The organism is Agrococcus jenensis, from assembly GCF_003752465.1.
In the GTDB taxonomy this organism is placed as follows: domain Bacteria; phylum Actinomycetota; class Actinomycetes; order Actinomycetales; family Microbacteriaceae; genus Agrococcus; species Agrococcus jenensis.
Map to the genome: position 1 here is coordinate 1891848 of NZ_RKHJ01000001.1, position 18338 is coordinate 1910185.

At 74.4% G+C, this 18338-nt stretch carries 17 protein-coding genes; 12 read left to right on the top strand and 5 right to left on the bottom strand.

Annotation, left to right across the window (positions count from 1 at the left end):
• The first annotated feature begins 26 nt into the window (after positions 1–26).
• On the top strand, positions 27–2705 hold the full coding sequence (locus tag EDD26_RS09335; protein WP_123697469.1) for an FtsK/SpoIIIE domain-containing protein: 2679 nt from the start codon (positions 27–29) through the stop codon (positions 2703–2705).
• On the opposite strand, the gene ald is transcribed toward EDD26_RS09335, so the two are convergent.
• Together ald and EDD26_RS09345 are read right to left on the bottom strand one after the other, a co-directional pair.
• Complete coding sequence (gene ald, locus EDD26_RS09340) at positions 2672–3784, bottom strand: alanine dehydrogenase (RefSeq protein ID WP_123698521.1); 1113 nt, start codon at positions 3782–3784, stop codon at positions 2672–2674. The two genes, EDD26_RS09335 and ald, sit on opposite strands and share 34 nt — an antisense overlap.
• The gene (locus EDD26_RS09345) at positions 3784–5115 is read right to left on the bottom strand and encodes an aminotransferase class III-fold pyridoxal phosphate-dependent enzyme (RefSeq protein ID WP_123697470.1); all 1332 of its coding nucleotides are present in this window, start codon (positions 5113–5115) and stop codon (positions 3784–3786) included. Before EDD26_RS09345 ends, ald begins: the two co-directional genes overlap by 1 nt.
• A gap of 57 nt (positions 5116–5172) precedes the next feature.
• Here EDD26_RS09345 and EDD26_RS09350 point away from each other — a divergent pair, with 57 nt between their 5' ends.
• Together EDD26_RS09350 and dxr are read left to right on the top strand one after the other, a co-directional pair.
• Positions 5173–5658, top strand: coding sequence for an OsmC family protein (locus tag EDD26_RS09350; protein WP_123697471.1), 486 nt, complete (start codon positions 5173–5175; stop codon positions 5656–5658).
• Positions 5658–6740 carry a 1-deoxy-D-xylulose-5-phosphate reductoisomerase gene (gene dxr, locus EDD26_RS09355; RefSeq protein ID WP_123697472.1) on the top strand — a complete coding sequence of 361 codons (1083 nt, stop codon included), beginning with the start codon at positions 5658–5660 and terminating at the stop codon, positions 6738–6740. The genes EDD26_RS09350 and dxr overlap by 1 nt, the downstream gene beginning before the upstream one ends.
• A gap of 3 nt (positions 6741–6743) precedes the next feature.
• Here dxr and EDD26_RS09360 read toward each other — a convergent pair whose 3' ends face one another.
• Entirely contained in the window at positions 6744–7355 is a 612-nt protein-coding gene (locus EDD26_RS09360) for a hypothetical protein (protein ID WP_123697473.1), read from the bottom strand.
• 46 nt (positions 7356–7401) lie between these two features.
• Between EDD26_RS09360 and EDD26_RS09365 the strand changes: the two genes are divergently transcribed.
• Entirely contained in the window at positions 7402–8730 is a 1329-nt protein-coding gene (locus EDD26_RS09365) for a M50 family metallopeptidase (RefSeq protein WP_123697474.1), read from the top strand.
• Positions 8731–8736: 6 nt separating this feature from the next.
• On the opposite strand, the gene EDD26_RS09370 is transcribed toward EDD26_RS09365, so the two are convergent.
• Together EDD26_RS09370 and EDD26_RS09375 are read right to left on the bottom strand one after the other, a co-directional pair.
• Positions 8737–9561, bottom strand: a complete 825-nt coding sequence (locus EDD26_RS09370) for a class I SAM-dependent methyltransferase (RefSeq protein WP_245989836.1) — start codon at positions 9559–9561, stop codon at positions 8737–8739.
• A 136-nt stretch (positions 9562–9697) separates the two neighbouring features.
• Positions 9698–10660, bottom strand: coding sequence for a ribonuclease HI family protein (locus EDD26_RS09375; protein WP_245989838.1), 963 nt, complete (start codon positions 10658–10660; stop codon positions 9698–9700).
• An 88-nt stretch (positions 10661–10748) separates the two neighbouring features.
• Here EDD26_RS09375 and ispG point away from each other — a divergent pair, with 88 nt between their 5' ends.
• Genes ispG through EDD26_RS09415 form a run of 8 tightly spaced genes read left to right on the top strand, consistent with a single transcriptional unit; the run spans position 10749 to position 18317 of the window.
• Positions 10749–11891, top strand: coding sequence for a flavodoxin-dependent (E)-4-hydroxy-3-methylbut-2-enyl-diphosphate synthase (ispG, locus tag EDD26_RS09380; RefSeq protein WP_123697476.1), 1143 nt, complete (start codon positions 10749–10751; stop codon positions 11889–11891).
• 7 nt (positions 11892–11898) lie between these two features.
• Entirely contained in the window at positions 11899–13173 is a 1275-nt protein-coding gene (locus EDD26_RS09385) for an MFS transporter (protein ID WP_123697477.1), read from the top strand.
• 41 nt (positions 13174–13214) lie between these two features.
• Complete coding sequence (locus EDD26_RS09390; protein ID WP_123697478.1) at positions 13215–14219, top strand: AAA family ATPase; 1005 nt, start codon at positions 13215–13217, stop codon at positions 14217–14219.
• Between the two features lie 8 nt (positions 14220–14227).
• On the top strand, positions 14228–15115 hold the full coding sequence (locus EDD26_RS09395; protein WP_123697479.1) for a DUF58 domain-containing protein: 888 nt from the start codon (positions 14228–14230) through the stop codon (positions 15113–15115).
• On the top strand, positions 15102–15602 hold the full coding sequence (locus EDD26_RS09400) for a hypothetical protein (protein WP_123697480.1): 501 nt from the start codon (positions 15102–15104) through the stop codon (positions 15600–15602). Before EDD26_RS09395 ends, EDD26_RS09400 begins: the two co-directional genes overlap by 14 nt.
• Entirely contained in the window at positions 15593–16582 is a 990-nt protein-coding gene (locus EDD26_RS09405) for a vWA domain-containing protein (RefSeq protein ID WP_148058724.1), read from the top strand. The genes EDD26_RS09400 and EDD26_RS09405 overlap by 10 nt, the downstream gene beginning before the upstream one ends.
• Complete coding sequence (locus EDD26_RS09410) at positions 16579–17571, top strand: vWA domain-containing protein (RefSeq protein ID WP_123697482.1); 993 nt, start codon at positions 16579–16581, stop codon at positions 17569–17571. The genes EDD26_RS09405 and EDD26_RS09410 overlap by 4 nt, the downstream gene beginning before the upstream one ends.
• Positions 17568–18317, top strand: a complete 750-nt coding sequence (locus EDD26_RS09415; protein WP_123697483.1) for a hypothetical protein — start codon at positions 17568–17570, stop codon at positions 18315–18317. Before EDD26_RS09410 ends, EDD26_RS09415 begins: the two co-directional genes overlap by 4 nt.
• Positions 18318–18338 lie beyond the last annotated feature (21 nt).

Sequence of the window (18338 nt, forward strand, 5' to 3'; positions counted from 1 at the left end):
CGCTCGGCGGCGGCCATCCTGCCGGCATGGAGACGCGCATCGCACTGCCGCGAGCACCGTCCGAGCCCGAGCCCGCGTCGTTCCCGCTGCTCGCCAGCATCGCCCCGGTACTGGGCGCCGGCGCGCTCTGGCTGCTGCTGCAGACGCCCACGGTGCTCGTGCTCGCGCTCCTCGGCCCGGTGATCGCGCTCGCGAGCCTCGGCGACGGGCGGCGCGTTCGGCGCCGGCGTCGGCGGCGCGAGGAGGAGCGCTGGCGCGCGGAGCTCGCGGCGGTCGCCGACCGGGTCGACGCCGCGCTCGACGAGCGGCGGGCAGCGCTCTCGCGCGCCCATCCGGGACCGCGCGCGCTCGCGGCGCGACCCGCGCACGATCCGCACCGCTGGCGGCCGGTGGCGGGCGACGGCCTCCCGATCGTGCTCGGCATCGGCGCGCTGCCCTCGGGCGTCGCCGTCGAGGGCGACGTGCCTGCGACCGACCGGCTCGTGCGCAGCATCGGCGCCGCGGCCGCGGCCGAGCGGCTGCGCTCCGCCGCCGCCACCCTGCTCGGGCCGGTGCTCGTCGACGCGAGCGAGGGCCTCGGGCTCGTCGGGCCGGCGCCCGTCTCCCTCGCGATCGCTCGCGCCGCGGTCGTGCAGCTGCTCGAGGCCGTGCCGCCGGATGCCGCGGCGCTCATCGCGCCGGACAACCCGGCGTGGGACTGGCTCGCGGCCGCGCCGCACCCGCTCCACCGCGAGCCGGGCGCGATCGTGCGCCTCGTGGGCGACGGGCTCGAGGCGACGGTGGCGACCGCAGCGGTCGCCTCGGCGCTGCCGCGCGAGTGCCGGGTCGTGGTGCACGTCGCGCTCGACCGCGCGCGGCTGCGCCCGCCGGGGAGCGGCGACCGCACGTGCGCTCCGGTGGCGCTCGCCGAGCGGGAGGCGGCGGCAGCGGTCGCGCTGCTCGCGCGTGCTGCGGCGCGCGCGGGCATCCGTGGCGCGGTCGGGCCCGGCCGCGTCGAGCTCGACGCCCTGCCGGTCGCGACCGGTGGGCTCGCCGCGATCTTCCTCGCCGACGACGCGCCGATCGAGCTCGACCTGGTCCGCGACGGCCCGCACGCCGTCGTCGGCGGCACGACCGGCTCGGGCAAGAGCGAGCTGCTGCTCGCGTGGGTCGCGGCCATGGCGGCGGGCAGGTCGACCGCCGAGGTCGCGTTCCTGCTCGTCGACTTCAAGGGCGGCTCGTCGTTCGCGCCGATCGCGTCGCTCGCGCACTGCGTCGGCGTCATGACCGACCTCGACGAGGCGGGCGCCCGGCGCGCGATCGAGAGCCTCCGCGCAGAGCTCCGGCGGCGCGAGCGGCTGCTCGCGGCGCAGGGCGCGCGCGCGATCGACGAGGCGACGGGGCTCGGGCGGCTCGTGATCGTCGTCGACGAGTTCGCGGCGATGCTGCAGGAGCTGCCCGACCTGCATCGGCTGTTCGTCGACCTCGCCGCGCGTGGCCGCTCGCTCGGCGTGCACCTCGTGCTGTGCACGCAGCGGCCCGCCGAGGCCGTGCGCGACGCCCTGCTCGCCAACTGCGGCATCCGGATCTCGCTGCGGGTGACCGAGCCGCACGATGCGCTCGCCATCACCGGCACCGCCGACGCGGCCGCCATCCCGCTCGAGGCGCGCGGCCGCTGCGTCGTCCGCGTGAGCGGCGGCGCGACGCGCGCGGCACAGGCGGCCGTCGCCTCGCCCGCGCACCTCGCGCGGCTCGTGGCGGCCGCCGCCGGGCAGCCGCGCCCGCCGCGGCCGTGGTGCGAGCCGCTGCCCGAGCGGCTCCCGCTCGCGGCCGTGCCGGGGGACGGCATCCGCCTCGGGCTCGTCGACCTGCCGGCCGAGCAGCGCGTCGCCGCCGCCCTGTGGCGGCCGTCGATCGACGGGCCGCTGCTCGCGATCGGCGGCGCGGCGAGCGGCAGGACGGGGCTCGCCGACCTGCTCGCGACGCAGCTCGGCTGCCCGGTCGTCGACCGGGAGGACGCGCTGTGGGACGCGCTGTGGGAGCCGCAGCCGGAGCGCGCGGGCGCCGCGCCGCTCGTCGTCGACGACCTCGACCTGCAGCTCGCACGACTGGGGGAGGAGCAGCAGGCGATCGTCGTGCAGCTGCTCGCGCGCAGGATGCGCGAGGGGGCGCCGGTCGCGCTCACCGCGCGGCGCGCCTCGAGCGCGATGGGGCAGCTCGCGCCGCTCGCCGAGCTGCGCGTCCTGCTGCGGATCGCCAGCAGGCAGGAGCACGTCGTGGCGGGCGGTGCCGGCGCGCTCCACGACGGCACGCTGCCGCCAGGGGCCGGCTGGCTGCGCGACGAGCGCATCCAGCTCGCGACCGCGGAGGGGCGGGCGCCGCGCCGGGCGCCGCGCGCGGTGCCGATGCCGGCCGGCCGCGCTGCGATCGTGCTCGGACCCGCGGCGGCGATGCCGGCGCTCGAGCACGACGCGGCACGTCCCGGGCAGCCCGGCGACGTCGTCGCGGGCACGGTCGCCGAGTGGGAGGCGGCGTGGGGCGAGCTCGACCGGCTGCGGGCCGACCGGCCGGTCGTCGTGCTCGGGGTCGACGAGCGGCAGCTGCGGCAGGTGCTGCGACACGCGCCGCCGGCGCCGCCGATGCGCGCGGCACCCGCGTGGGTGCTCCTCGACGGGCGCCTCGAGCGGCTGCGCTACCCGAGCAGCGAGTCGACCGGCACGGCCTGAGCGCCGAGCGACGAGGCGACGCCCGGGTGGACGACCTGCCCGCCACTCGTGTTGAGCCCCTGCGCGAGGCCGGCATCCGCCCGCAGCGCCTCGCGCCAGCCGAGGTCGGCGATGCGCGTGGTCGCGGCGAGCGTCGCGTTCGTGAGCGCCGACGTCGAGGTGCGCGGCACGGCGCCCGGCAGGTTCGCGACGCACGCGAACACCGAGCCGTGCACGCGGAACGTCGGCTCGCGGTGCGTCGTCGGCCGGGAATCGGCGAAGCAGCCGCCCTGGTCGATGGCGATGTCGACGAGCACCGAGCCGGGGCGCATGCCCTCGACCATCGCGCTCGTGACGAGCTTGGGCGCCTTCGCGCCGGGGATGAGCACCGAGCCGATCACCAGGTCGGCATCGGCGACCGACTCTGCCACCGTGACGAGGTTGGAGTGCAGCGTCTGCACGCGCCCGCCGTAGACGACGTCGAACTGGCGCAGCCGCGGCAGCGAGACGTCGAGCACGGTGACGCGCGAGCCGAGGCCGACCGCCATCTCGACCGCCGCGGTGCCGGCGACGCCGCCGCCCAGCACGACCGTGTGGCCGGCGCGCGTGCCCGGCACGCCGCCGAGCAGCAGCCCCGCGCCGCCCGCCGGCGCGGTGAGCAGCGACGCGCCCTGGGTGACCGAGAGCCGGCCGGCGACCTCGCTCATGGGCGCGAGCAGCGGCAGCGAGCCGTCGGGCGCGCGCACCGTCTCGTAGGCGATCGCGGTGGTGCCGCGCTCGAGCAGCGCCTGCGCGAGCTCCGGCGACGCCGCGAGGTGCAGGTAGGTGAAGAGGGTCAGGTCCTCGCGCAGGAAGCCGAGCTCCGCGGGCGTCGGCTCCTTGACCTTCACGACGAGCTCCGAGGCCCACGCCTCCGCGGCCGTCGCGACGGTGCGCGCGCCGGCGGCCACGTAGGCCTCGTCCGGGATCCCGCTGCCGAGGCCGGCGCCGGCCTCGACGACGACCTCGTGGCCACGAGCGACGAGCTCCGCCGCACCGGCGGGCGTCAGCGCGACGCGCGCCTCGTCGGCCTTGGTCTCGCGCGGGACCCCGACGAGCATCACACGGACTTCGTCGAGGCGATCGCGCGGCCGATGACGTCGACAGCCTCGCGCAGCTGGTCGTCGGTGATCTTCAGGCTCGGCAGGAAGCGCAGCACGTTGTAGTCGGTGCCGGCCGTGAGCACGAGCACGCCGTCGAGGCCCGCCGCCTGCGAGATCGGCGCGGTCGGGATGGGTGCGCCCGACTCGGGGTCGATGAACTCGATCGCGAGCATCGCGCCGCGACCGCGCACCTCGATGATCTCGGGGTGCTGCTCGGCGAGGCCGTCGAGCAGCGGGCGCAGGACGCGCTCGATGCGCTGCGCCTCGGCGTTGAGGTCGTTCGCCTCGATCTGCTCGAAGACGGCGACCGCCGCGGCGCACGCGACCGGGTTGCCGCCGAACGTGCCGCCGATGCCGCCGACGTGCACGGAGTCCATGATCTCCGCGCGGCCGGTGACGCCGGCGAGCGGCAGGCCGCCCGCGATGCCCTTCGCCGAGAGCACCATGTCGGGCACCCAGCCCAGCTGCTCGGAGGCGAAGGTCGTGCCGGTGCGGCAGATGCCGGACTGCACCTCGTCGGCGATCATGACGACGCCGTTCGCGGTGCACCACTCCTGCATCGCCGGCAGGTAGCCGTCGGCGGGCACGATGAAGCCGCCCTCGCCCTGGATGGGCTCGATGACGAGGCACGCGAGGTCGGAGACGCCGACGTGCTTCTCGAGGTAGTACTGGGTGCGCTCGGCGGCCTCGACGCCGTCGAGCTGGTCCTGCAGCGGGTAGGAGCCCGGCGCGTGGAAGATGTCGGACGCGAGCGGGCCCATGCCGGTCGCGTAGGGGGCCGGCTTGTAGTTCATCGTCATCGTCAGGTTCGTGCGGCCGTGGTAGCCGTGCTCGACGACGGCGACCGCGCGGCGGCCGGTGAACTTGCGGGCGACCTTGACGCCGTTCTCGACGGCCTCGGAGCCGGAGTTGACGAAGAAGGTCTTCTTGTCGTGGTCGCCGGGGGTGTGGGCGGCGAGGTACTCGGCGACGCGCACGTAGGGCTCGTAGGGCGTGGTGCCGAACAGCGAGTGCGTGAGCTTGCCGACCTGCTCGCGCACGGCGGCGACGACGGCGTCGTTCGTGTGGCCGACGGTGGTCACGCCGATGCCGCAGCCGAGGTCGATGAAGCGGTTGCCGTCGACGTCGGTGATGATCGCGTCGTGCGCGGACTCGATGAAGACGGGCAGCTGGTGGGGGATGCCCTGCGGCACCGCCTTGGCCTTGCGCTCGAGCAGCGCGCGGCTCTTCGGGCCGGGGATCTCGGTGACGACGGAGCGGGACGGCGCGGAGGTGGCGATGTCGGTCATGCGCTCGATCCTACGCCGGGCAGCGAGCCGGGAGCGTGCGACGCCTACGCTGATCCCATGCCGATGCAGCACGCCTACGCCGTCGAGGTCGAGTGGACCGGGGCCGGCGACGAGGGCACGAGGACGTACCGCTCCTACGCCCGCGACCACGTCGTGCGCATCGACGGGCTGCCCGACATCCTCGGCTCCGCCGACAAGACCTTCCGCGGCGATCGCGGGCGGCACAACCCAGAGCAGCTGCTGCTCGCCGCGCTCGCGCAGTGCCACATGCTCTCCTACCTGCACCAGGCGGCGAGCCGCGGCATCGTCGTCACCGCCTACCGCGACGCCGCGACCGGCACGATGGTGACCGAGGGCTCCGGCGGCCGCTTCACCGAGGCGGTGCTGCACCCGGTCGTCACGATCACCGACGCCGCGCGGGCGGCGGATGCGCTCGACGCGCACGGGCAGGCCGGTCGCGACTGCTTCATCGCCTCGTCCGTCGCCTTCCCGGTGCTGCACGAGCCCACCATCGTCGTCGCGGGCGAGCAGGGAGAGCGCTGATGCGCCGCCGCGTCATCATCCTCGGCTCGACCGGGTCGATCGGCACCCAGACGCTCGACGTCATCCGCGCCAACCCGGACCGCTTCGAGGTCGTCGGGCTCGTCGCCGGCAGCGACAGGGCGGGGCTCGAGGAGCAGCAGTCTGCCTTCGGCTGCGAGGCGGCGCTCGGCGCCGACGCGGCCGTGACGATGATCGAGTCGGTCGACTGCGACGTCGTCGTCAACGGCATCACCGGCTCGGTCGGGCTCGCGCCCACGCTCGCCGCGCTCGACGCGGGCAGGACGCTCGCGCTCGCGAACAAGGAGTCGCTCATCGCCGGCGGCGACCTCGTCATGCGGCGAGCGGCGCCCGGCCAGATCGTGCCGGTCGACTCCGAGCACTCCGCCATCGCCCAGTGCCTGCGCGCGGGCGACCACGGGGAGGTCCGCCGCCTCGTGCTCACGGCATCCGGCGGTCCGTTCCGCGGCTGGTCGCGCGAGCGGATGGCCGACGTCGACCCGGCGGACGCGCTCGCGCACCCCACGTGGGACATGGGGCCGATGGTGACGACGAACTCCGCCACGCTCGTGAACAAGGGGCTCGAGGTGATCGAGGCGCACCTGCTGTTCGACGTCCCGCTCGCGCAGATCGACGTGACGGTGCACCCGCAGTCGATCGTGCACTCGATGGTCGAGTTCGTCGACGGCTCGACGATCGCGCAGGCCTCGCCGCCCGACATGCGGCTGCCCATCTCGCTCGGCCTCGACTGGCCGCACCGGGTGCCCGGCGTCGGGGCGCCGCTCGACTGGACGACCGCCTCGAGTTGGACGTTCGAGCCGCTCGACGAGACCGCCTTCCCCGCGGTCGCGCTCGCGAAGCGGGTCGGGCAGCTCGGCTCCACCTACCCGGCCGTCTTCAACGCCGCGAACGAGCAGGCGGTGCACGCCTTCCACGCCGGCGAGATCGGCTTCCTCGACATCATCCCGGCGATCGAGCGGGTGCTCGAGCAGCACGAGCCGGGCGAGCTGACGCTCGAGCTCGTCCTGCAGGCGGAGCGCTGGGCCCGCCGCGTCGCCGACGACGTGTGCGGCGTCGGCCGATAGCCCCTAGACGCGCTCGACGACCACCACGACGCCCGCCCGGTCGATCGCCGCGACCACCTCGGCCGCGTCGTCCCACCAGCGGGCGTAGTGGTTCGGATCGCGGTTGATCTGCACCGCGTGCGCGACGAGCGTCGGCTCCATCGCGTCGCGTCCGCCGACCTCCGCGAGCGCCCGGTAGAAGAGCACGGCCGAGCCGTAGGCGTCCATGCGCACCTCGTAGGGCCCCCACGGGTCGCGCTGCTGGAACAGCCCGCGCGAGTCGGGGCCGGCGTCGTCGCCGCGGTCGAGCACCCGCAGGCTCGACTCGCCCATCGCCGTCATCACCGCGACCTGCACGTCGCGCTCGGACATGCCCAGGTCGCGGCCGGCGCGCATGACGATCGCCGCGTGCTCGAGCTGCGCGCCGCTCCACGACCCGACGGGACCGGGCACGCCGCCCTCGACGGTCGCCGTCTGCCGGACCGGGTCGGCGTCCGGCCGGGTCATGATCCAGGCGAGCAGCAGCACGAGCGCGAGGCCGACCACGCCGAGCACGATGCCGCGGCCGTCGGATGCCTGCTTGGGGATGCGCTCGGCGACCGCCGTCGCGCCGGTCGATGCTGGGCCGCCTGCCATGCGCCACAGCGTAGGGACATCGGCTATGCGGCTAGCCTGAGCGGCGATGGAACCCGTGCTCCTCTACATCGTCGGCGTGCTCGTCGTCGTCATCGGCCTCGCCGTCTCGATCGGCCTGCACGAGCTCGGCCACCTGTGGCCCGCGAAGGCGTTCGGCGTGCGCGTGGGGCAGTGGATGATCGGCTTCGGCCCGACCCTCTTCTCGTTCCGCAAGGGCGAGACGGAGTACGGCGTCAAGGCCATCCCGCTCGGCGGCTACATCTCGATGTCGGGCATGTTCCCGCCGCTGCGACCGGGCGGGGAGTCCCGCGACGCCTCGACCGGATTCCTCGACACGCTCGTGCAGGACGCGCGCGACTCGAGCGCCGAGACGATCCACGAGGGCGAGGAGCACCGGGCCTTCTGGCGGCTCGCGACCTGGAAGCGCATCGTCATCATGCTCGGCGGGCCGACCATGAACCTGCTGCTCGCGACCGTGCTCTACGCGCTGGTGCTGTGCGGGTTCGGCGTCGCCGTGCCGTCGACGACCGTCTCGGCGGTCTCGGAGTGCGTCATCTCGGCGACGGAGGAGCGCACCGAGTGCGCGGCCGGCGATCCCGAGGCGCCCGGGGCGGCCGCTGGCATGCTCCCGGGCGACACGATCGTGCGCATCGACGGGCAGCCCGTCGCCGGCTGGGCCGACGTGCAGGCCGCGATCCGCGACCGCGCAGGCGTCGCGACGTCGTTCGAGATCGAGCGCGACGGCCGGGAGCTCGCGCTCGAGGTCACGCCGCTCGCCACCGAGCGCTACGTCTTCGACGACCGCGGCGAGCGCGTCGAGTCGGGCGGCGCGCCCGTCACCGAGACCATCGGCTTCGTCGGCGTCGGGCCGCTCTACGCCATCGAGCAGCAGCCCGCATCCGCCGTGCTCCCCGCCGTCGGCGACAACGTCGTGCGCGTCGGCGAGCTCATCCTCAACCTGCCGCAGCGGCTCATCGACGTCGCCGAGGCGGCGTTCGGGCCGGGGGAGCGCGACCCGAACGGCCCCATGTCGGTCGTCGGCGTCGGACGCATGGCAGGCGAGATCGCCGCGCTCGACCAGGTGCCGGTGCTCGAGCGCGTGAGCGCGATGGTGCAGCTGCTCGCGAGCCTCAACGTGGCGCTCTTCGTCTTCAACCTCATCCCGCTCATGCCGCTCGACGGCGGCCACGTGCTCGGCGCTGTCGTCGACGCCGTGCGCCGCGGGTGGGCGCGGCTGCGCGGCACGGTCGCGAAGCCCCTCGACACCGCGAAGTGGGTGCCCGTGACGCTCGTCGTCACCGGCGTGCTCGGCATCATGAGCGCGCTGCTCATCTACGCCGACATCGTCAAGCCGATCAGCGTCTTCGGCGGCTAGGCCGCCCTACGCGGTGCGGGTGCCGACCGCGATCAGGTACTCCTTCTCGAAGCGCGCGCGGCCGCCCGAGCCGCGATCCCACTCGTCGCAGAACGCGTCGAGGGCGGCGTCGAACTCCTCGGCCCTGCCTTCCCGCGCCGCGTTCGCGCGCGCCGCGATGGTGGGTCCGTAGTTCGCCTGGAAGTGCACGGCGTAGTCGCGCGGCTGCGCGAAGGCGGTGATCTCGAGGGTCTCGCGCTCGAGCGCGTGGAACCGGACCCGCTCGCCGAAGAGCTCGGCGAGGTGCGCCTCGCTGCCCCAGAGGGGCGGCGGCTGTGCGCCCGGAGGCGGCGGCGCCGCGAACGGCTTCATGGTGCGGAAGAGCGCGCCGAGCATCCCCTCCGGCGTCCAGCTCAGCAGCGCGACGGTGCCGCCGGGCGCGCAGACGCGCACGAGCTCGTCGGCCGCCGCCTGGTGGTGCGGGGCGAACATGACGCCGATCGACGACATCACGACGTCGAACGACGCGTCCGCGAACGGCAGGTGCTCCGCGTCGGCCTCCACCCACTCGAGCTGCAGCCCGGCCTCCTCGGCACGGCGGCGGCCGGCCTCGAGCAGCTCGGGCGTGAGGTCGCTCGCCGTCACCTCGGCGCCGGCTGCGGCCGCGGGGAGCGACGCGTTGCCGGTGCCGGCCGCGACGTCGAGCACGCGCGCGCCGGCCTCGATGCCGGCGGCGGCCACGAGCCGGGGTCCGAGGGGCAGCAGGAACGTCTCGACCATGGTCGGGTAGTCGCCCGAGGCCCACATCGTCCGATGCTTCGCCTTGAGCGCCTGATCATCCGGTTCGGGCACCATCCGCATCCTCCAGCTCGTCGCGGCGAGCGGCAGGGGCTGCGTCGGTGCAGCGGGCTCGTCGGCACCGCCCACTGAACTCCGGTCGCCGCGCCGCCACCAGATGCGATCGCTGCGGTGGTGACCTCTCGAGCGGCTATCCCTGCAGCGGCGTGCCCTGGTGGAACCGCTGGCGCCAGCGCCCGTCGGCGCGCACCCAGAGCGAGCTGCGCAGCGCCTCGCTCTGGCCCGTGCCTCGCCAGACGATGAGCAGCGCGTCGGCGGCGACGCGATGGGCGGCGAGCAGCTCGAGCTCGACCGGCGAGGGGAGCGGGGCGACCTCGGCGAGCAGCTGCTCGCGGCTCCAGCGGCGGCCCGACGCGCCGATCTCCTCCCACTCGGGATGCAGCAGCGCCGCGACGCGCGTGCGGTCGGCACGCACCTCGTCGAGCAGCAGCTCGCGCTCGAGGCGCACGACGGCCGCCTCGTCGGGGTCCGCGGCCGGGTCCGCGGCAGGGAGGGCCTCGTCGGCGCCGAACCCGTCGAGGTCGTCGAACAGGCCGACGGACGTCGACGGCCGCGCGGGTGCCGGCGCGGGCGCTGCGGGTGCCGGCGCGGCGGCGGCAGGCGGCGCGGGGGCGCGCGTCACGCCGCCGAACCCGGGCCCCGCATCCGGCACCGCGCCGCGCTGGTAGGCGGTCGCGGCGCCGTTCGCGAGCCGATCCGCCTCCTCGTTGAGCGGATGCCCCGCGTGGCCCTTCACCCACTCGAAGCGCACCACGCCCCCGGCCGCCTTCCGCGCCGTCATGAGGCGGTCGAGCTCCTCGAGCAGCTCGCGGTTCATGACCGGCTTGCCGTCGGCCTTGCGCCAGCCCTTGCGCTTCCAGCCGGGCATCCACTGCGTGATCGACTTGATGACGTACTGGCTGTCGCACAGGATCAGCAGCTCGTCCACGCCCTCGGTCTGCTGCAGCAGGTCGATCACCGCCGAGAGCTCGCCGATGTTGTTCGTGCCCTGCCGCTGGCCGCCCGCCGCCCAGCGGGCGTCGTCGATGTACCAGCCCCAGCCGGTGGGCCCGGGATTGCCGAGGGAGGAGCCGTCCGCTGCTGCCGTGATCACGCCTCGATCATCGCAGTCCCGGACCCGGCGACCGGCCGGGCGGGCGGGCGGCGCCGCTCCCAGGGCCAGCGCGCGTAGGCTTGCGACCATGGCAGCCATCAATCTCGGCAAGCCCGAGCCGCTCACGCTCGCGCCCCGTCGCAAGAGCAGGCAGATCAAGGTCGGCAAGGTGCTCGTCGGCGGTGACGCGCCCGTCTCGGTGCAGTCGATGACCACGACGAAGACGACCGACATCAACGCGACGCTCCAGCAGATCGCCGAGCTGACGGCGACCGGCTGCGACATCGTGCGCGTCGCGGTGCCCAGCCAGGACGACGCGGATGTGCTGCACATCATCGCGAAGAAGAGCCAGATCCCGGTCATCGCCGACATCCACTTCCAGCCGAAGTACGTCTACCAGGCGATCGACGCGGGCTGCGCCGCCGTGCGCGTGAACCCCGGCAACATCCGCAAGTTCGACGACCAGGTCGGCGAGATCGCGAAGCGCGCGAAGGCCGCGGGCGTGAGCCTGCGCATCGGCGTCAACGCCGGCTCGCTCGATCCGCGCCTGCTCGAGAAGTACGGCAAGGCGACGCCCGAGGCCCTCGTCGAGTCGGCGGTCTGGGAGGCGAGCCTGTTCGAGGAGCACGACTTCCACGACTTCAAGATCTCGGTCAAGCACAACGACCCGGTCGTCATGGTGAAGACCTACCGGATGCTCGCCGAGCGCGGTGACTGGCCGCTGCACCTCGGCGTCACCGAGGCCGGCCCGGCGTTCCAGGGCACGATCAAGTCGTCGACGGCCTTCGCGATCCTGCTCGCCGAGGGCATCGGCGACACCATCCGCGTCTCGCTCTCGGCCCCGCCGGCCGAGGAGATCAAGGTCGGCCTGCAGATCCTGCAGTCGCTCAACCTCCGCGAGCGCAAGCTCGAGATCGTGTCGTGCCCGTCGTGCGGCCGCGCGCAGGTCGACGTCTACTCGCTCGCCGACGCCGTCACCGAGGGCCTCAAGGACGTGCAGGTGCCGCTGCGCGTCGCCGTCATGGGATGCGTCGTCAACGGTCCCGGCGAGGCGCGCGAGGCCGACCTCGGCGTCGCATCTGGCAACGGCAAGGGGCAGATCTTCATCAAGGGCGAGGTCGTCAAGACCGTGCCCGAGGCGCTCATCGTGCCGACGCTCATCGAGGAGGCGCGCAAGCTCGCCGCCGAGCAGGGCCTGCCCGCGGGCGAGGCCACCGTCGTCACGGCCTGAGCCGGCCGTGACCGCCGCAGGGGCGCCGCACCCGTCGCAGCGCCGCACCCTCGTGGTGCTGTCGGCGGTGCAGGCGCTCGGCGGCGTCGCGAACGGCGTCGCCCTGGGCGTGGGCTCGCTGCTCGTCGCGCAGGTGACCGGGCGCGAGGAGCTCGCCGGGCTCGCCGCGACCCTGCTCACGCTCGGCGGCGCCGGGCTCGCGCTGCCGCTCGCGCGTCTCGCGCACCGGCGCGGCCGGCGCATCGCCCTCACCGCCGGCGCGCTGCTCGCGCTCGTCGGCACGGTGCTGCTCGCGGTCGGCGGCGCGCTCGGCTCGCCGTGGATCGTGCTGCCCGGCTTCCTGCTGCTCGGCGGCGCGATGGCCGTCAACCTCCAGTCGCGCTTCGCCGCCACCGACCTCTCGCAGCCGTCCCGGCGCGGGCGCGACCTGGCGCTCGTCGTCTGGATGACCACGATCGGCGTGATCGTCGGCCCCAACCTCATCGCGCCGGGCGACGCGCTCGGCACGGCGCTCGGGCTGCCGCACCTCGTCGGCGCCTACGTCATCTCCGGCGCCGCGACCGCGCTCATGGCGGCGGTGCTCTGGCTGCTGCTGCGGCCGGACCCGCTGCTCGAGAGCCGCGCCGACGCGCCCGCCGCGGTCGGCCCGGCCGCCCAGCTGCGGCTGCGCGACCACCCGCGCGCGGTCGCGGCCGTCGTCGCCGTCGCCGCGGCGCACGCGACCATGGTCGGGGTGATGGCGCTCACGCCCGTGCACCTCGAGCACGCCGGGCACGCGCTCGCCCTCATCGGCTTCACGATGAGCGCGCACACCGCCGGCATGTACGCGCTGTCGCCGGTCTTCGGCTGGCTCACCGACCGCGTCGGCCCGCGCGCGACGACGCTGCTGGGCGCCGCGATCCTGCTCTCGTCGGTCGTCGCGAACCTGCTGCTCGGGCCCGACCTCGCACCCGTCGGGCTCGCGCTGCTCGGCCTCGGCTGGAGCGCCGCGACGGTCGCCGGGTCGACGATCGTCGCGGGCGCCGTCGTGCCGGCCCTGCGGCCGGCGCTGCAGGGCCGCAGCGACCTCGTCATGGGCCTCGCGGGCGCCGCCGCGGGCGCGGCGGCCGGCCCGCTGCTCGGGCTCGCCGGGTACGGCGGCCTCAACCTCGCGATGCTGCCGGTCATCGCGACGGTCGCGGTCGCGGCGGTGCTCGCGACGCGTCGGCCCGGCGACGGCGCCGGCGACGACGCTCCGTCCAGCGGCCGTCCAGCGGCTCGCACCGGCCGCCGGGTACCGTGAGCGAGGCGACCGCCGCCGCCACCCTGCAAGAAGGAGCGCCCGTGTCGAACGCAGTCCCCGGCCGGGACCCCATCACGCCTGAGGAGCTGGAGCGCGCGAAGCGCATCATCCGCGCGGTCGAGCAGTCGTTCCAGTCGACGGTCGTCGGCCAGCACCAGCTGCTGCGGTCGCTGCTCGTCGCGCTGCTCACGGGCGGCCACGTGCTCATGGAGTCGGTGCCGGGGCTCGCGAAGACGACCGCCGCCGCGACGCTCGCGCGATCGGTGACGGCCTCGTTCCACCGCATCCAGTGCACCCCCGACCTGCTGCCGAGCGACATCGTCGGCACCCAGATCTACGACCAGCACTCCGGCGACTTCCGCACCCAGCTCGGGCCGGTGCACGCCAACTTCGTGCTGCTCGACGAGATCAACCGCTCGAGCGCGAAGACGCAGTCGGCGATGCTCGAGGCGATGCAGGAGCGCCAGACCTCGATCGGCGGCGAGACGCACCGGCTGCCGGAGCCGTTCCTCGTGCTCGCGACGCAGAACCCGATCGAGCAGGAGGGCACCTACACGCTGCCCGAGGCGCAGCTCGACCGCTTCCTGCTCAAGGAGATCCTCACCTACCCGTCGCCGACGGAGGAGGCCGAGATCGTGCGCCGCGCCGAGACGGGCGTCTTCGAGGCGCCGGACGAGCCGGTCGCGTCGCTCGACGACGTGCGCTTCCTGCAGGCGCTCGTGAAGCGGGTCTACGTCGACCAGGCGATCACGAACTACGTCGTGCAGCTCATGTACGTGACGCGGCACGCCGAGGACTACATCGGCGCGCAGCTCGCCGGCTACATCGAGTACGGCGCGAGCCCCCGCGGCTCCCTGTCGTTCGCGCAGGCGTCGCGCGCGCTCGCGCTCGTGCAGGGCCGCGACTGGGTGATCCCGGAGGACGTCAAGGACCTCCGGCACGCCATCCTGCGGCACCGCCTCATCCTCGGCTACGAGGCGGAGGCCGACGGCGTGACGAGCGAGGAGATCATCGACGCGATCTTCGCCGCTGTGCGGACCCCGTAGGACCCGTCGTGGAGCGACGACTGCGCAAGGTGAAGACGACCATGTCGATCCACGCGCACCGCCGCACCCTCGAGCTGCTCGACGGCGAGTACGCGTCGATCCACCACGGGCGCAGCCACGACTTCGACGACCTGCGCGAGTACCAGCCGGGCGACGACGTCAAGGACATCGACTGGAAGGCGACCGCGCGCAGCCACGTGCCGCTCGTGAAGCGCTACATCGCGTCGCGGCAGCACACCCTGCTGCTCGTCGTCGACTCGGGCCGCAACATGGCGGCGACGGCGGAGTCGGGGGAGACGAAGCAGGAGATCGCGATCCTCGTCGCCGGGGTGCTCGGCTACCTCGCGACCCGGCACGGCGACCGCGTCGGCCTGCTCATGGGCGACGCCGACCGGCTCGAGAGCATGCAGGAGGGCGGCTCCGAGTCGCACCTCGAGCGGATGCTGCGGCGCGTCGACGAGACGATCGCGCTCGAGGGGCCGCGCTCCGACCTCGAGGGGGTGCTCGGGCAGGCGGTGCGGCGGATGCGCCGGCGCTCGATCATCGTCGTGATCGCCGACGACCTCGCCTACACGCACGACCTCGACGTGCACCTCGGCAGGCTCCACACCCGGCACGAGGTGCTGTGGGTCTCGATCGGCGACGCCGACCTCATGTCGCGCCACCGCGACCACCGCGAGCTCGTCGGCGTCGACTCCGGGCTCGGCCTGCCGCCGTTCCTGCGCCGCGACCGCGGGCTCCGCAGGGCGTTCGACGAGGCCACCGCCGAGCGGCGCCAGCGGCTCGAGGCGGGCCTGCGCACCCTCGGCATCGCCTCCGTGCGCATCGGCGACAGCGCCGGCGCGATCAGCGGCCTCTTCCGCCTGCTCGAGAGGCACCGCCGTGCGCGCAGCTGATCGCGCGGCCGCGCTCGCGCAGCTGCCCGCCCCCGACACGTACGGGCCGTTCGGCTACGGCCCGTGGTGGCTGCTCGGCGCGGCAGCGCTGCTGCTCGTGCTGGCCGCCTACGCCTTCGCGTGGCTCTGGACGCGCCCGCGCGGCATCCTCGAGCCGCCGCCCCCGCCGCCCGTGCCCATCGACGTGCGCAGCGTCAAGCAGAAGTACCTCGGGATGATCGAGGAGGTCGCCGAGGAGCACGAGCGCGGCGAGCTCGACGCCCGCGGCCTCGCGCAGCGGCTCAGCCTGGTGCTGCGCTTCTTCGCGCACGAGTCCACCGGCGTCGTCGCCGAGGTGATGACGCTGCGCGACCTGCAGGGCGCCGACCTGCCCAGCGTGCACGGCGCGGTCGAGCAGTACTACCCGTCGTCGTTCCGGCGCGCGGCGAAGCACGACCCCGATGCGGCGATCGCCTCGGCGCGGCAGGTGGTGTCGACGTGGATGTGACGCTGCTGTGGCCGTGGGTGCTGCCGATCGCGGTCGGGATCGGGCTGCTGCTCGCGGCGCTCGGGCTCTGGCTGCCGCGGCGCAAGCGCGATCGCGGCCTGCCCGTCGCCCACGTCGACCGGATGACGTCGCTGGCCGCGTTCCGCGGCGCGCTGCTGCGCTACCGGCTGTGGATCGGCGGCGCGCTCGTCGCGTCGCTCGTCGGGGTCGCGGTCGCCGGCGCGATCGGCTCGCGTCCGTCCGGCATCAGCGCGAACCAGGAGGAGGACTACAAGCGCGACATCGTGCTGTGCCTCGACGTCTCGGGGTCGATGGTCGACGTCGACGCCGAGATCCTGGGGGTCTACCAGCAGATCGCGTCGGAGCTCGACGGCGAGCGCATCGGCATGCGCATCTTCGACGCGTCGAGCGTCATGGCCTTCCCGCTCACGAGCGACTACGACTACATCGCCGGCCAGCTCGGCCGCTACCAGCGGGCGCTGAGCGGCACGCTCGGCCCGGACGAGCAGTTCAACTACCTCGCGGGCACCGCGAGCGGCCTCGGCGCATCCCTCGTCGGCGACGGGCTCGCCTCGTGCGTGCTCGACTTCGCCGACCTCGAGGCGAGCGAGCGGCCGCGGTCGATCATCCTCGCGACCGACAACGTCGTGAACGGCCAGCAGATCTTCTCGCTGCCGCAGGCCGGCCAGCTCGCCGTCGACAACGAGGTGCGCGTCTACGCGATCAACCCGTTCGACTTCGGCGGCGACATGGCCTCGCAGGAGCTGCGCGAGGTCTCCGAGGGCACCGGCGGCGCCTACTTCGCGCTCGACTTCGCCCAGACCGTGCCGCAGATCGTCGACCGCGTCAACGCGATCGAGGCCGGCTACATCGAGACCCCGCCGCAGGTGCAGATCATCGACCGGCCCGGCGCGCTGCCGCTCATCGTGCTCGTGCTCGTCGCGGGCGTCTGCCTCGCAGCCTGGAGGGTGCGCCTGTGATCACCTTCCACCCGACCCTGCCGATCGTGGTCGCCGTGCTCGGCGTCGCGATGCTCGCGCTCTGCCTCTGGCAGCTCGTCGCGGTGCGCGGCCGCCGGCTCGCGTGGCTGCGCCGCTCGCTGCTCGTGCTGCTCGCGGTCGCGATGGCGTTCCGCCCTGCCCTGCCCGGCGGCGAGGTGCCCACCGCGACGATCCAGGCGCGCGTGTTCATCGTGATCGACACGTCGCAGTCCATCGCCGCCGAGGACTGGGGGAGCGACCCGCGGCTGACCGGCATGCAGGAGGACGTCGTCGAGATCGCGCGCGCCTTCGCCGGCGCCGACCTCTCGGTCATCTCCTTCGACTCGCAGGCCATCCTGCGGGTGCCGCTCACCGACGACGGCTCCGCCGTGATCGAGATGGTGCGGGCGCTGCGCCCCGAGATCGCGCAGCAGTCGCGCGGCACCTCCGTCGCCGTCGCCCACGACCTGCTCAAGACCGAGCTCGAGCGCAGCCAGGCGGCCGAGCCCGACTCGCCCGCGATCGTGTTCTACCTCGGCGACGGCGAGCACACCGCCGAGGAGCAGCCGCAGTCGTTCGACGACGTCGCCGGGCTCGTCGACCGCGGGCTCGTGCTCGGCTACGGCACCGAGCAGGGCGGGCGGATGCGCGTGTCGAGCTTCGACCCCGCCGTGCAGGACCGGTACGTGCAGGATCCCGCCGGCGGCGATGCCCTCTCGCGCATCGACGAGGGGCAGCTCGGCGCGATCGCCGACCAGCTCGGCATCACCTACCTGCACCGCGCCCCCGGCCTGCCCATCGCCGACGCGCTCGGCCCGATGGCCGCGGCCGACGGCGAGGCGAACCTCGACCGCACCGAGGAGGCGCGGCTCGAGATCGCCTGGGTGCTCGGCGTGCCGATCGCGCTGCTGCTCGCGTGGGAGGCGCTCAGCCTCGCCCGCTCGCTCCGCGGGACCCGCGGCATCCTCAGCAGGGAGGGGTCGCGATGAACCGCCGCCGTCGCGTGCTCACCGACGGCCAGCGACGCACGCTGCGCTGGTGGCTCATGCTCGGGCTCATCCCCGTGGCGCTCGCGGTGCTCGTCGTCGCGACGAAGCTCATCAGCGTCAACGTGCTCTCGCAGACCGCGATCGACCGCTTCGAGGCGCGCGCCTACGCGCAGGGCGCCGAGGCGGCCCGCGGGCTCGAGCTGTGGAACTGGGTCGAGCCGTGGAAGGGCCCGTTCGACCTCGGCGTGAGCCTGGCGATGGCGGGCTCGCTCGAGGAGGGCAGGGCGGCGCTCGAGGAGTCGCTCGTGCTGCACGGGGAGCCCGTCACGCCCCCGCAGGTGCACGAGCACTGCATCATCGTCGCCTCGCTCGTCACCACGATCGAGAAGCAGGGCGACGTCGCGCGCGAGGCCGGCGACGTGCCGACCGCGAACGGCTTCTACGGCGAGGCGCTCGGGCTCATCGACGGGGTGCCGGACGGCTGCCTCGACGAGCCGCTGCCGAACGAGGCCGACACCGCCGAGCAGCTCGAGGCCGCGACCCCGCGCATCGAGGAGAAGATCGAGGACCCGTCCGGTGACGGTGAGGGCGAGGGGGAGGGCGAGGGCGACAGCGAGGGCGAGCCGCAGACCCCCGAGGAGCAGCTCGAGGAGCAGAACCAGGGCGCGCAGGAGGAGCAGCAGCAGCAGGACCAGTACGACCAGGGCGAGGACGGCGGCGGCCCGCCCGTCGACCGCCCCTGGTGAGCCCATGACACCGTGAGCCCG